The sequence below is a fragment of the Rhizobium sp. YJ-22 genome (assembly GCF_029601685.1).
Lineage (GTDB): Bacteria > Pseudomonadota > Alphaproteobacteria > Rhizobiales > Rhizobiaceae > Metarhizobium.
The window spans coordinates 791,034-803,487 of record NZ_JARRIR010000001.1 but is presented as its reverse complement, the minus strand read 5'-3'; the positions used below and the strand labels follow the sequence as shown (position 1 = coordinate 803,487).

14 protein-coding genes are annotated in these 12,454 nt (G+C 63.9%); 11 read left to right on the top strand and 3 right to left on the bottom strand.

Annotation, left to right across the window (positions count from 1 at the left end):
* Positions 1 to 66 precede the first annotated feature (66 nt).
* Together P7F60_RS03885 and rsmI are read right to left on the bottom strand one after the other, a co-directional pair.
* Positions 67 to 435 carry a YraN family protein gene (locus P7F60_RS03885; RefSeq protein ID WP_277916370.1) on the bottom strand — a complete coding sequence of 123 codons (369 nt, stop codon included), beginning with the start codon at positions 433 to 435 and terminating at the stop codon, positions 67 to 69.
* Positions 425 to 1,339, bottom strand: a complete 915-nt coding sequence (rsmI, locus tag P7F60_RS03880) for a 16S rRNA (cytidine(1402)-2'-O)-methyltransferase (RefSeq protein WP_277916369.1) — start codon at positions 1,337 to 1,339, stop codon at positions 425 to 427. Before rsmI ends, P7F60_RS03885 begins: the two co-directional genes overlap by 11 nt.
* A 249-nt stretch (positions 1,340 to 1,588) precedes the next feature.
* Between rsmI and dnaN the strand changes: the two genes are divergently transcribed.
* The 6 genes from dnaN to P7F60_RS03850 all read left to right on the top strand — a co-directional run bounded on the left by dnaN (position 1,589) and on the right by P7F60_RS03850 (position 6,112).
* Positions 1,589 to 2,707 (top strand): DNA polymerase III subunit beta, encoded by a 1,119-nt coding sequence (gene dnaN / locus P7F60_RS03875; protein ID WP_277916368.1) that lies wholly within the window; start codon positions 1,589 to 1,591, stop codon positions 2,705 to 2,707.
* Between the two features lie 117 nt (positions 2,708 to 2,824).
* Entirely contained in the window at positions 2,825 to 3,463 is a 639-nt protein-coding gene (pmtA, locus tag P7F60_RS03870; RefSeq protein ID WP_277916367.1) for a phospholipid N-methyltransferase PmtA, read from the top strand.
* 87 nt (positions 3,464 to 3,550) lie between these two features.
* Positions 3,551 to 4,258: an orotidine-5'-phosphate decarboxylase gene (gene pyrF, locus P7F60_RS03865; protein ID WP_277916366.1), complete on the top strand. Its 708-nt coding sequence runs from the start codon at positions 3,551 to 3,553 to the stop codon at positions 4,256 to 4,258.
* 18 nt (positions 4,259 to 4,276) lie between these two features.
* Positions 4,277 to 4,564, top strand: a complete 288-nt coding sequence (locus P7F60_RS03860) for a DUF1330 domain-containing protein (protein ID WP_277916365.1) — start codon at positions 4,277 to 4,279, stop codon at positions 4,562 to 4,564.
* A 111-nt stretch (positions 4,565 to 4,675) separates the two neighbouring features.
* Positions 4,676 to 5,656 carry a complex I NDUFA9 subunit family protein gene (locus P7F60_RS03855; protein WP_277916364.1) on the top strand — a complete coding sequence of 327 codons (981 nt, stop codon included), beginning with the start codon at positions 4,676 to 4,678 and terminating at the stop codon, positions 5,654 to 5,656.
* A gap of 300 nt (positions 5,657 to 5,956) precedes the next feature.
* A complete protein-coding gene (locus P7F60_RS03850; RefSeq protein WP_277916363.1) occupies positions 5,957 to 6,112 on the top strand; it encodes a hypothetical protein in 156 nt (51 codons plus the stop codon).
* Between the two features lie 141 nt (positions 6,113 to 6,253).
* On the opposite strand, the gene P7F60_RS03845 is transcribed toward P7F60_RS03850, so the two are convergent.
* Complete coding sequence (locus P7F60_RS03845; protein WP_277916362.1) at positions 6,254 to 7,051, bottom strand: undecaprenyl-diphosphate phosphatase; 798 nt, start codon at positions 7,049 to 7,051, stop codon at positions 6,254 to 6,256.
* 313 nt (positions 7,052 to 7,364) lie between these two features.
* Between P7F60_RS03845 and P7F60_RS03840 the strand changes: the two genes are divergently transcribed.
* From P7F60_RS03840 to P7F60_RS03820, 5 genes are all read left to right on the top strand, one after another.
* On the top strand, positions 7,365 to 8,057 hold the full coding sequence (locus P7F60_RS03840) for a glutathione S-transferase family protein (protein WP_277916361.1): 693 nt from the start codon (positions 7,365 to 7,367) through the stop codon (positions 8,055 to 8,057).
* Positions 8,058 to 8,068: 11 nt separating this feature from the next.
* Positions 8,069 to 9,223 carry a tRNA epoxyqueuosine(34) reductase QueG gene (queG, locus tag P7F60_RS03835; RefSeq protein WP_277916360.1) on the top strand — a complete coding sequence of 385 codons (1,155 nt, stop codon included), beginning with the start codon at positions 8,069 to 8,071 and terminating at the stop codon, positions 9,221 to 9,223.
* Position 9,224: 1 nt separating this feature from the next.
* Complete coding sequence (locus P7F60_RS03830) at positions 9,225 to 10,103, top strand: SDR family oxidoreductase (RefSeq protein ID WP_277916359.1); 879 nt, start codon at positions 9,225 to 9,227, stop codon at positions 10,101 to 10,103.
* Positions 10,104 to 10,551: 448 nt separating this feature from the next.
* On the top strand, positions 10,552 to 10,911 hold the full coding sequence (locus P7F60_RS03825; protein WP_277916512.1) for a septal ring lytic transglycosylase RlpA family protein: 360 nt from the start codon (positions 10,552 to 10,554) through the stop codon (positions 10,909 to 10,911).
* 146 nt (positions 10,912 to 11,057) lie between these two features.
* The gene (locus tag P7F60_RS03820) at positions 11,058 to 12,347 is read left to right on the top strand and encodes an RsmB/NOP family class I SAM-dependent RNA methyltransferase (protein ID WP_277916358.1); all 1,290 of its coding nucleotides are present in this window, start codon (positions 11,058 to 11,060) and stop codon (positions 12,345 to 12,347) included.
* Positions 12,348 to 12,454 lie beyond the last annotated feature (107 nt).

Genomic DNA, 12,454 nt, shown 5'->3' with positions numbered 1-12,454 from the left:
GGCGTCGGACAATGTGGAACCAAGAGAAGAGATCATTCCCCGTGACCTGTGTTCACCGGAAATGTCCTAGAAGGCGTCGACAAAATGGCGCGGCCAGCGCAGCGGCATTACGGCGACGATGTCGTAACGCTGCGACAGCAGATGGGCGTCGCGTTGACGCGACAGCCAGATGTCGCTGGCGGCGCGGATGCGTTTCTGCGCCGTGGCGCCGACGGCATCGACGGCCCTCAGTTCGTCGCCGCGCGCCTTGACCTCGATGAAGACGGCAAGATCGCCCTTGCGGGCGACGATGTCGATCTCGCCGAGTTTCGTACGATAGCGCAGGGCGAGGATGCGATAGCCTTTGAGCAGCAGGTAGGCGGCGGCGATCCATTCGGAGACATGGCCGCGCCGATGCGCCTTGCGCCGCCGGTCCTTGAGCGGGTCAGCCTCCATTGCCCTTCATATCCAGCAGACGGCGGTAGAGATCCTTGCGCGGCAGGCCGCTCAGGCGCGCCGCTTCGGTGGCGGCCTTGCCGGCCGGCATGTCCTTCGATAGCTGGCTCAGGAGAGCGTCGACATCGGCCTCTTCCGGTGGCGGCGGGGCGTCCGGCGGAGCGATGACCAGCACGATTTCGCCTTTTACCGTCCGTTCGGCAAATTCGGCGGCAAGCTCGCCAAGCGTGCCGCGGCGAAATTCCTCGAACGTCTTGGTCAACTCGCGGCAGACGGCGGCGCGGCGTTGCGTGCCGAGCACCTGCGCCGCCGCGACGAGGCTGTCGCCGATGCGATGGGGGGAATCGAAATAGATCAGCGTTGAGGGAATGGCGGCGAGTTCCGCGAAGCGGTCGCGCTTCGCCTTGTCCTTGTGCGGCAGGAAGCCGGCGAACAGGAAGGCGTCGTTGGGCAGGCCGGAGCCGACCAGTGCGGCAAGCGGCGCGGAGGCGCCGGGCAGGGGGACGACGCGAAAGCCGGCCTCGATAGCCAGCGTCGCGAGGCGATAGCCGGGATCGGAAACCAGCGGCGTCCCGGCGTCGGAGACGAGGGCCACGGATTTTCCCTCCGCGAGGAAGGCGAGCAGGCGCGGCCCGGCCTCGTCGGCATTGTGTTCGTGATAGGCGAAGGGCCGGTTGCGAATGCCGTAGCGGTCGAGCAGCACGCGGGTGACGCGGGTGTCCTCGCAGGCGAGCACGTCGGCTCCGGCAAGCGTTTCCAGCGCACGCAGGGTGATATCGGCGAGATTGCCGATGGGCGTGGCGACGAGATAGAGTGCCGGCTCCAGCGGCCGGGCGGGTATGGAAACGTCATGCAGGCGGTAGCTGCGCGCATGGCCCCCGCCGTCCTCGTCATGCCTGTCCACGCCCGTGCCGCCTTCCTGTTCCGGTCTGTGGCCGTTTATGGGCCATGCGGATGCGTTTGCACAAGGCGATTTAGCGGATCGAGGCTGTGGAATTGGCCGAATGTCGGGGGGCAAGATGCCATAGGCCTTGCAATTGCCCTGAAAACTCTGCCATTTTGCCCGTCCATATTTCCGGCATCGGGCCGGGCGGTCAATGTGCGTCTCCCCGGGGTTTCCGGGCACGGCGCCGGTCGAAAGCGGTAGCATCTCATGCGTATTACTCTTGAGCGGTCCAATCTCCTGAAGTCGCTGAACCACGTTCATCGCGTGGTCGAACGTCGCAACACGATCCCGATCCTGTCGAACGTTCTGTTGCGGGCCGATGGAGCCGCACTCGCCATGAAGGCGACCGACCTCGATCTGGAAATCACCGAGGAAACGCCGGCCAATGTCGAGCAGGCCGGCGCCACCACCGTGCCGGCGCATCTGCTCTATGATATCGTGCGCAAGCTGCCGGATGGCGCCGAAGTGCTGCTGGCGACGACGCCGGACGGGAATGCCATGACGGTCGCCTCCGGCCGCTCGAAATTCTCGCTGCAGTGCCTGCCGCAATCGGATTTCCCGGATCTGACGGCGGGCGCGTTCAGCCATACCTTCAAGCTGAAGGCGACCGATCTCAAGATGTTGATCGACCGCACCCAGTTCGCCATCTCGACCGAGGAGACGCGCTATTACCTGAACGGCATCTTCTTCCACACCATCGAGGCGGACGGCGATCTCAAGCTGCGGGCGGTGGCGACCGATGGTCACCGCCTCGCCCGCGCCGATGTCAAGGCGCCCTCGGGTTCGGAAGGCATGCCGGGCATCATCATCCCGCGCAAGACGGTCGGCGAATTGCAGAAGCTGGTCGACAATCCCGAACTGATCGTCACCGTCGAGGTGTCCGACGCCAAGATCCGCCTGACCATCGGCTCGATCGTCATGACCTCGAAGCTGATCGACGGCACTTTCCCGGATTACCAGCGCGTCATTCCCGCCAACAACGACAAGCAGTTGCGCGTCGATTGCCAGACATTCGCCCAAGCCGTCGATCGCGTCTCGACGATTTCCTCGGAGCGCGGCCGCGCGGTCAAGCTGGCGCTGGCCGACGGGCAGCTGCTGCTGACCGTCAACAATCCCGATTCAGGCAGCGCCACCGACGAACTGGCGGTCTCCTATGACAATGACGCCATGGAAATCGGCTTCAATGCCAAATACCTGCTGGATATCACCGCGCAGCTTTCCGGCGAGGACGCCATCTTCCTGCTGGCCGATGCCGGCTCCCCGACGCTGATCCGCGATACGGCCGATGACGACGCGCTCTATGTACTGATGCCGATGCGGGTCTGACAAGCATTCGCCCCGGCGAAGCCCGGCGGCCGCGCGACTTGGATTTGCCGCAGTTGCGGCCGATCTATTGCGAACGGTTGAGGACAGCCGGTCTATAACAGGGGAAGTCGGGGCGACATGATGTTGCATGCCAAGATGAAAGAGCGGTTCGTCCGCCGGTTCGATGATGAAATCCGCTTCTTTCGCGGCTGGATGACAAAGCCCAAGGCGGTCGGTGCGATCATGCCGACCTCGGCGCGCATGGCGCGGCGCATGGCGAGCCTGATCGATACCGGTTCCGGCCTGCCCGTGCTCGAACTCGGCCCCGGCACCGGCGTCATCACCCGCGCCATTCTGGAGCGCGGCGTCGCGCCCGATCAACTCGTCTCCGTCGAATATTCCACGGATTTCTACCTGCATCTCAAGCGGATGTTCGATGGCGTGCGCTTCATCAACGGCGATGCCTTCGATCTCAAGGAAACGCTCTCCGATCTCGGCGAACAGCGTTTCGACAGTGTCATCTCCGGCATACCGCTGCTGAATTTCCCCATGCATATGCGCGTGTCGCTCCTAGAGGATCTGCTCGATCTCCTGCCGCCCGGCCGTCCCGTGGTGCAGTTTTCCTATGGGCCGGTGTCGCCGATCGTCGCCCAGCCGGATCGGTATCGCATCGAGCATTTCGATTTCATCATGCGCAATATCCCGCCGGCGCAGATCTGGACCTATCGACGCGGCGGCGAACTGCATCACATTCCGCGCAAGTGGTGTCGCAAATAGCCTCTCCCGCCCGGCTTGCCTTTGACGTCCTCCCGTGCGAGGGGATGCCGGTTTGACCGCACGATTGCCGAAAGGGTGGAGAGAGATATGCAAGCACGCGACCGTCTGATCGTCAGCCTCGATGTCCCGACCGTTCAGGAGGCTGAAAAGCTCGTGAAGCTGCTCGGCGACGAGGCCTCCTTCTACAAGATCGGTTACCAGCTCGTCTTCGCGGGGGGACTGGAATTCGCCCGCGACCTGGCGAAGAGCGGCAAGCGGGTTTTCCTCGACATGAAGCTCCTCGACATCGACAACACCGTCGCGTCAGGCGTCGAGAACATCGCCAAGATGGGCATGTCGATGCTGACGCTGCATGCCTATCCCAAGGCGATGCGCGCCGCCGTCGAGGCTGCGAAGGGCTCCGGCCTCTGCCTGCTCGGCGTCACCGTGCTGACATCGATGGACGAGGCCGACCTCAGGGATGCCGGTTATGCCGACGATCCGCGCACGCTGGTGCTGCGCCGCGCCGACCAGGCGCGCGACGCCGGCATGGGCGGCATCGTCTGCTCGGCCGAAGAAGCCGAGGCCGTGCGCGCCGTCATCGGCCCGGATATGGCCCTCGTCACCCCCGGCATTCGCCCGGCCGGCGCCGACAAGGGCGACCAGAAGCGGGTGATGACGCCTTACGACGCCCTGTCGGCCGGCGCCAGCCATCTCGTCGTCGGCCGCCCGATCGTCAAGGCGCCCGATCCGAAGGCTGCCGCGCACGCCATTCTTGCCGAAATGCTCGCCGCGAGCTGGCCGGCCAACCGCTAGAAAGTCAAGGAGGACATCATGGCCAAGGGTTACTGGATCGCGCGGGTGGATGTGCGCGACCCCGAGCGCTACAAGGATTACGTCGCCGCCGCCAAGCCGGCGTTCGAGAAATACGGCGCGAACTTCCTCGCCCGCGGCGGCGCCTATACCGCGCTGGAAGGCCCGGCGCGGGGCCGTAACGTTGTCATCGAGTTCCCCAGCCACCAGGCTGCGGTCGACTGTTACAACTCGCCTGAATACCAGATAGCCGCCAAAATCCGCCAGGAAGTCGCCGACGCCGAAATGATCGTCGTCGAAGGCGTCTGAAAGCGTAAGGCAACCGGTTGCGGTGCGGCGTGATGGCCCTTCACGCCGCCGCTCTCTTCGGCTAAGACGAAACGCAACAGCTATCGTTTCGCCTTCTTGAAGGAGCCTGCCATGACCTTGTCCAACCTGCCGCCGCTCGTCACCGTGTTCGGGGGCTCGGGGTTCGTCGGGCGCAGCATCGTTCGTGCGCTGGCCAAGCGCGGCTATCGCATCCGTGTCGCCGTGCGTCGTCCGGATCTGGCCGGCTTCCTTCAGCCGATGGGCAATGTCGGGCAGATTTCCCTGGTGCAGGCCAACCTGCGTTACCGCGCCTCGGTCGATGCCGCCGTCGCCGGCGCGACCCATGTCGTCAATTGCGTTGGGATCTTGCATGAGGCCGGCCGCAATACCTTCGACGCCGTGCAGGAATTCGGCGCCCGCGCCGTGGCGGAAGCCGCCCGCGCCGCCGGCGCGACGCTCACCCACATTTCCGCCATCGGCGCCGATGCCAATTCGCAGTCCTCCTATGCCCGCACCAAGGGCCGCGCCGAAGCGGCCGTGCTGGCGATCAAGCCGGATGCGGTGATCCTGCGCCCCTCGGTCGTCTTCGGGCAGGACGACAGCTTCTTCAACAAGTTCGGCCGCATGTCGCAGACCATGCCTTTCCTGCCGCTGATCGGTGGTGGGAAAACGAAGTTTCAGCCTGTTTTCGTCGAGGACGTGGCCGAAGCGGCCGTGCGCGCCGTCGACGGCAAACTGACGCCCGGCGCGGTCTATGAACTGGGCGGCCCGGCCGTGATGACCTTCAAGGAGTGTCTGGAGACCGTGCTGCAGGTGGTCGATCGCCACAAGCCGCTGGTGCCGATGCCCTTCGGCATCGCCTCGCTGATCGGCTCCATCGCCTCGCTGGTGCCCTTCGTGCAGCCGCCGCTGACGGCGGACCAGGTGACGCTGCTGAAGTCCGACAACATCGTCTCGAAGCAGGCGACCGAGGCTGGCCGCACGCTTGCCGGCATGGGCATCGTGCCGACCATGGTCGACACCGTGCTGCCGACCTACATGGTACAGTATCGCCCGCAGGGCCAGTTCCGCCGCTCCGGCCGGGCGGCCTGAGCGTTTCCAAGACAGTTCTTTATTACGAATCACTGTAACGCCGCTGCGGGTCCACCCGCGGCGGCGATTTTGTTTCAGGCAAAAAATATCTCAGGATCCGCCGTTTTGCGGCGGGATTTTTAGCCTTCGGCGGGTTCCGGCGTTGCACAAATATCGCACGCGAAAACGGAACGCATTAACCGGCGATTCAGGTGAATCCTCTATTGATGTTTGTCAGCCGCCGGCTTAGACACGCCCGGCGTGACGCTGGCGCCAAGGGACGGGCGCCGCGCACCATCCTGATTTGAAAGGCATTTTTCCATGGGAAAGTCTATCGCACTGTTTTTTGCGTGTGCGGCTCTGGTCATTCTCGCCGGCTCGTTCATCGCGCCGGGCACGGTCGCGGCGATCAAGGGTGAATGCGCCCCTGCCTACGGCGTCGATCCGTGCAGCACCGGCAGCATCTCCGCCAACTGAGCGGGGTCCTTTTCGCGCGCTGACAGGCGCATGAGCGAAGGCGGCAGAACGCCTGCTTGAACGGCAGGATGTTTCACCGCCTTTTTCCATGCCTTGCGAAAGACGCCAGGACCGGGCGCCGCAGCGCCCGGCCGCAATGCCTCAGGCGATATAGCCGAGCGCGGCCATGCCGAGCAGGATGACGCCGAGAATGATGCGGTAGATCGCGAAGGCGGTGAACCGGTGGCTCTGGATATAGGTGAGCAGCCATTTGACCGCGACGAAGGCGACGATGGTGGACACCACGAAAGCCAGGCCCAGCGCCGTCCAGTCCTCGCTGGCCGCGCCGCCGTCCTTCCAGGTCTTCAGGAGCTGGTAGGCGCTCGCCGCATACATGGTGGGAATGCCGACCAGGAAGGCGAATTCGGTGGCTGCGGCGCGATTGGCGGTGCCGGCCAGCATGGCGACGAAGATCGTCGCGCCCGAACGCGAGGTGCCGGGAAAGACGCCGGCGACCACCTGGGCGATGCCGACGAGGATGGCGACCATCCAGGTGATCTGCGTGTAAGGCGGCTTGCGCGCCGCCATCCATTCGGCAAAAATCATCCAGAAGCCGCCGATGATCAGCGCCCAGGCGACCGGGGTGGCGGTCTCCGGCAGTTCGAAGCCGAGTTTCTTGACGAGGAGACCGAGGACGGCGGTGATCAGGAAGGCGAGGATCAGCATCATCGCGTAGCGGCGATTCTTCGGCTCGCGCCAGCCGAGCGCCAGATCGAGCAGCCGCCGCCAGTAGATGATGGTCACGGCAAGGATGGCGCCGGCCTGGATGACGATGTTGAACGTATCCGACCGGGCACCCAGCCATTGCTCGGCAATGATCAGATGGCCGGTGCTGGAGATCGGCAGGAATTCGGTAATTCCCTCGATGATCCCCAATATGATAACGTTGATGTAGTCCATGAAGGTCTCCGATTGAAGGCGGCGGGAGCCTGAGCATTCCGGTGTGAAGCGGTTTTCCGTCCGGAAATGCGACAAGACAGTGAGCGAGATGCGCCGCGCATCGTTCCATTCCCGATCCGCATGGCGAAAAAACGCCCGTTTCGGCGGATCGTCATGAAATGTCCATGATTGGCGGCGCTTGGGGCAGGGCTAAAACTTGATTCTCATACTGAACCGACCATGTAATCCTATATCTTTCTTAAACTCTGATCGTTAGGAGTTTGATAAAGGATACGAGATCCCCAAGGCGCCAGCGGGCGGACCGAAGCGAAGAATGCCAGTACTGTATCACCACCCCATCTCCACGACCTCCCGGTTCATCCGGCTGGTGCTTGCGGAATACGGTTACCAGGTCGAGCTGATCGAGGAGCAGCCCTGGGACAAGCGGCGCGACTTTCTCGCGCTCAACCCGGCCGGCACCTTGCCCGTCTATGTGGACGACAGCATGCGGGCGCTCTGTGGGGCGACGGTGATTTCCGAATATCTCGACGAGACTCACGGCGTGTTGAAGCGCGACCGGCGGCTTCTGGCCGAGGATCCCTTTCAGCGCGCCGAAATCCGCCGCCTGACCGAATGGTTCCTGCAGAAGATGGAGCAGGACGTCACCCGGCCCCTGGCGCGAGAACGCGTCTTCAAGCTGCAGATGACCTCGGAACAGGGCGGCGGCGCCCCCGACAGCAAGGTGCTGCGCACCGCCCGCAACAATATCCGCCAGCACATGCGCTACCTTTCCTGGCTGGCCGGCTCACGGCAATGGCTGGCCGGCGAGCGGCTGAGCTATGCCGATCTCGCCGCCGCCGCCGCCGTTTCGGTGCTGGATTATCTCGGCGAAATCGACTGGTCGGAATCGCCCGTGGCCAAGGACTGGTATCAGCGGCTGAAATCGCGCCCCTCCTTCCGCCCGATGCTCAACGACCGGGTGCGCGGCCTGACCCCCGTTTCTCATTACGCCGACCTCGACTTTTGAAGGAGGCGGCCATGAGCGAGGCCGCCCGCCCCGACAAAAACGAAAAACAGCGCCGCGTCCTGACGGATTTCGTCAAGGCGGAAGCAAAGGCCATCGGCTTCGACCTCTGTCGCATCACCCGCCCCGACGCCATTCCACAGACGCCGGAGCGCCTCGCGGCTTTCCTCGGCGCCGGCTATCATGGCACCATGGCGTGGATGGCGGAGACGCAAGCGCGCCGCGCCGATCCGCGCGTGCTCTGGGGCGATGTCCGCTCCATCGTGTTGTTCGGCCTGAATTACGGCCCTGAGACCGATCCGCGCGCGGTGCTGGAAAAACCGGACCGAGCGGCGATTTCCGTCTATGCCCGCAATCGCGATTATCACGACATTATAAAGGGCCGGCTCAAGGAGATCGCCACGCGCTTCGCGGCGCGGTCGAAGCAGGATGTCAAGGTCTTCGTCGATACCGCGCCGGTGATGGAAAAGCCGCTCGCCGCCGCTGCCGGTCTCGGCTGGCAGGGCAAGCATACCAATCTGGTCAGCCGCGACTTCGGCTCCTGGCTGTTTCTCGGCAGCATGTTCACCACGGCCGATCTGGTCGCCGACGAGCCGGAGCGGGACCGCTGCGGCTCCTGCCATGCCTGCCTGTCTTCCTGCCCGACCGACGCCTTTCCCGCCCCCTACAGGATCGATGCGCGCCGCTGCATTTCCTATCTCACCATCGAACACAAGGGGGTCATCGATCCGGTGTTGCGCGTCCGGATGGGCAACCGCATCTATGGCTGCGACGATTGCCTCGCCGCCTGTCCCTGGAACAAGTTCGCCGCCGCTGCTTCCGAGATGAAGCTGAAAGCGCGCGAGGATCTCAACGAACCCGCCATCGCCGACCTGCTGAAACTCACGGACGGCGAATTTCGTGCATTCTTCAGCGGCTCGCCGGTCAAGCGCATCGGCCGCGACCGCTTCGTGCGCAATGTGCTGATCGCCGCCGGCAATTCCGGCGACCGGTCGCTGATCGCGCCCTGCCGGGCATTGCTGGAGGATGCCGCGCCGGTGGTGCGCGCCATGGCGGTCTGGGCGCTCTCGCGGCTGATGGCAGCTCAAGAATTCGAAACACTCTCTCTTTACAGAGAGGCGGAAACGGATGAAGCCGTCCTGGATGAATGGAGGCAAGCGGGGGCATGACATGCGGATGATGATTTTCGGCGCCGGTTATTCCGGCAAGGCGATCGGGCTGGAAGCGAAAGCCAAAGGCGCGGACGTCTGCGGCACGACACGCGCGCCGGAGAAAGCCGCAGGCCTTGCCGCCGCCGGTATAGAGCCGCTGCTCTTCGACGGCGCGGCTTCGTCGCTGTCGCCGGAGATCGCGGCGCGCATGGCGACGGCCACGCACCTCGTCCAGTCGATCGCGCCCGGCCGAGAGGGCGATCCGCTGTTGCGGCTGGCAGGCGAAAGCGTGCGCGCCCGTATGCCGGCGCTGCAATGGATCGGCTATCTTTCCACCGTCGGCGTCTATGGCGACCATCAGGGCGGTTGGGTGGATGAGGAGACGCCCTTTCGCCCGGTGTCGCAGCGCTCGCGCGAGCGGGTGGAGGCGGAGCAGGGCTGGATGGCGCTGGGCGAAAAGGCCGGCATTCCCGTCGCGATCCTGCGCCTTGCCGGCATTTACGGCCCCGGCCGCAACGCCTTCGTCAATCTTCAGAACGGAACGGCCCGCCGGCTGGTCAAGCCGAACCAGGTGTTCAACCGCATCCGCGTCGAGGATATCGCCGGCGCGACGTTGTTCATGGCGGAACGGGGGTTGGGCGGCGTCGTCAACATCACCGACGACGAGCCGGCGCCGCCGCAGGATATCGTTGCCGAGGCCGCGCGGCTGATGGGTGTTGCCCCGCCGCCGGAACAGGCCTTCGAAACCGCCGAGCTGTCGCCGATGGCGCGCTCTTTTTATGGCGAGAACAAGCGTGTTTCCAACCGTCGCCTGCGGGCGCTGGGCTATGCGCTGCGGTTTGCGGATTACCGCGCCTCGCTGGCGGCGCTATGGCAGGAACAGGGCTGGCGCGGCTGACTCGTTCGCCGGCATGACTGGCGTGTAATGCTGCCTGTGGTTGTAGGCAGAAACCATGCATTTCCGAACGCCGACGAACTGAAAATTTCATTTCAGGCGGGGTTGAGAGTCAAATTTGCTCAAAACAAGTCCTAACAGACGGTAAATATGGCGCTGTTTGGGGCCATTCCAGCCCATTCGCGAAAAAAAATTTTACATATTTTTGTGATTGGTTCAGGTCTCGCAACGAACCTGGATTTTATTTCCGCTTTTCGACTGAATCTACTTTATTTTTTCTCAAATTTGCGCAAACGCCCGGAGCGAATCAAAGGTCCGTTTGAATCACGAATATTACAGACTGTAACAGTCCGTGATCGTTGCGCGGCCATTTTTTGCCATTTTTCGTCGGTTTTTGCCGCCCCCATCGCCGAACGCGGTTCCGACCGCCCCGAAAATGGGAAGCCTCGCATTGAAGAAACTGTGCCGTACTGCCCTCGTTTCCGCCGCCATTCTTGCAACCACTGCTTTCGCCCCGCTTCAGGCCTATGCCGCCGGCTGTGGTGGCGCTTCCTGGTACGCCCTCGGATCGAAAACCGCCTCCGGGGAACGCATGAACCCGAGAATGATGACAGCCGCACATCGCTCCCTCCGTTTTGGAACGAAGCTCAAGGTCACCAACCGCAACAACGGGCGCAGCGTCGTCGTCCGCATCAACGATCGCGGACCGTTCATTCGTGGTCGCGTGCTCGACCTGTCCAAGGCCGCCGCCCAGAACATCGGCATGGTCTCGTCCGGCACCGCCAAGGTCTGCTACGAAGTCATCGGCTGATGCCGGCTGCACGGTTCGCCGCCCGGCTGTGTAAAGACTTGCTCTCGCTCGTGATCGCGGTTACCACCGCCGGAGCAGTTTCCGGAGACCTCTAAACGGCCTCCGTTCGGAAATGTTCCGAAAAAACGACAACAGGAGAAGACGTCATGCGTTTGGGCGGCCGGCTGGCAGGAGCCATCGAGGTTCTTGCCGATATCGAGACGCGAAAGCGGCCGGTTGCGGACGCCTTGAAGGATTGGGGTCTGGCGCATCGTTTCGCCGGCTCCGGGGACAGGGCGGCCATCGGCAACATCGTCTATGACGCCCTGCGCAAACGCCTTTCCCATGCCTGGCTCATGGACGACGACAGCCCCGCCGCGCTCGGCTACGCCGTCATGCTGCGCCAATGGGGTGAAACGCCGGACAGCATCGGCGCCGAACTGGAGGGCGACCGCTTCGCCCCCGAACCGCTGAAGCCGGAATGGCTGGCGGCATTGTCCTCCCGAAACCTCGATGACGCTCCCGCTTATGTGCAGGGCGACATCCCCGACTGGGCGCAGCCGGCGTTGGAGGAAAATTTCGGCGGGGACTGGCTGGCCGAGGCGAAAGCGCTGGCCGAACGCCCGACGCTCAATCTACGCGTTAACACCTTACGCGCTGATCGCTCCAAGGTGCTGAAGGCGCTGGAGCGCTCGCAGCCGCAGGCGGCGCGCATCGCCCGCCAGGGCATCCGCATTCCCGCCGGCGAAGGCCCGTCGCGCCTGCCGAACGTCACTGCCGAACTGTCCTTCCAGAAAGGTTGGTTCGAGGTGCAGGACGAGGGCTCGCAGATCGTCGCCGATCTGGCCGAGCCGCGCGAGGGCGATCAGGTGCTGGATTATTGCGCCGGCGGCGGCGGCAAGACGCTCGCCATGGCGGCTGCCATGCACAACAAGGGCCAGGTCCACGCCTATGACGCCGACCGCAAGCGTCTGGCGCCGATCATCGAGCGCCTGCGCCGCGCCGGCACCCGCAATGTCCAGGTCCATGACGGCCGCGCTGCCCTCGACGCGCTGAGGGAGCGCTGCGACCGCGTCCTCGTCGATGCGCCTTGCACCGGCACCGGCACCTGGCGGCGCCGCCCCGACACCAAATGGCGCCTGACGGCCAAGAACCTCGACGAACGCCTCGCCCAGCAGCAGGAAGCGCTGGACCAGGCCGCCGCCTATGTGCGGCCGGGCGGTTTCCTGATCTATATCACCTGCTCCATCCTGCCGCAGGAAAACGATGCGCAGGCGCTTGGTTTCTGCGAGCGCCATCCCGACTATCGCATCGTGCCGGCACTGGACAAATGGACGCAGCTGTTCGGGGTGGACGCGCCGAAACCGCGCTCGCGCGACGGTCGCCTGCTGACGCTGACGCCGGCCTCCACCGATACGGATGGGTTTTTCTTCGCTTTGATGCAGCGTGGCGCCTAAGCCTTTTCCATAATGATTCCAAACTAGAGCGTTTGACACCACTATAGATTTGCGCGATGACATCGGCTGTCGAATGAGGGGACGGCTTCCCGCCGTCACAGGAGAGC

Coding starts and splice junctions, on each gene's coding strand:
- P7F60_RS03885 (WP_277916370.1), bottom strand. CDS start 435: ATGGAGGCTGACCCGCTCAAGGACCGGCGGCGCAAGGCGCATCGGCGC.
- dnaN (WP_277916368.1), top strand. CDS start 1,589: ATGCGTATTACTCTTGAGCGGTCCAATCTCCTGAAGTCGCTGAACCAC.
- pmtA (WP_277916367.1), top strand. CDS start 2,825: ATGATGTTGCATGCCAAGATGAAAGAGCGGTTCGTCCGCCGGTTCGAT.
- pyrF (WP_277916366.1), top strand. CDS start 3,551: ATGCAAGCACGCGACCGTCTGATCGTCAGCCTCGATGTCCCGACCGTT.
- P7F60_RS03860 (WP_277916365.1), top strand. CDS start 4,277: ATGGCCAAGGGTTACTGGATCGCGCGGGTGGATGTGCGCGACCCCGAG.
- P7F60_RS03855 (WP_277916364.1), top strand. CDS start 4,676: ATGACCTTGTCCAACCTGCCGCCGCTCGTCACCGTGTTCGGGGGCTCG.
- P7F60_RS03850 (WP_277916363.1), top strand. CDS start 5,957: ATGGGAAAGTCTATCGCACTGTTTTTTGCGTGTGCGGCTCTGGTCATT.
- P7F60_RS03845 (WP_277916362.1), bottom strand. CDS start 7,051: ATGGACTACATCAACGTTATCATATTGGGGATCATCGAGGGAATTACC.
- P7F60_RS03840 (WP_277916361.1), top strand. CDS start 7,365: ATGCCAGTACTGTATCACCACCCCATCTCCACGACCTCCCGGTTCATC.
- queG (WP_277916360.1), top strand. CDS start 8,069: ATGAGCGAGGCCGCCCGCCCCGACAAAAACGAAAAACAGCGCCGCGTC.
- P7F60_RS03830 (WP_277916359.1), top strand. CDS start 9,225: ATGCGGATGATGATTTTCGGCGCCGGTTATTCCGGCAAGGCGATCGGG.
- P7F60_RS03820 (WP_277916358.1), top strand. CDS start 11,058: ATGCGTTTGGGCGGCCGGCTGGCAGGAGCCATCGAGGTTCTTGCCGAT.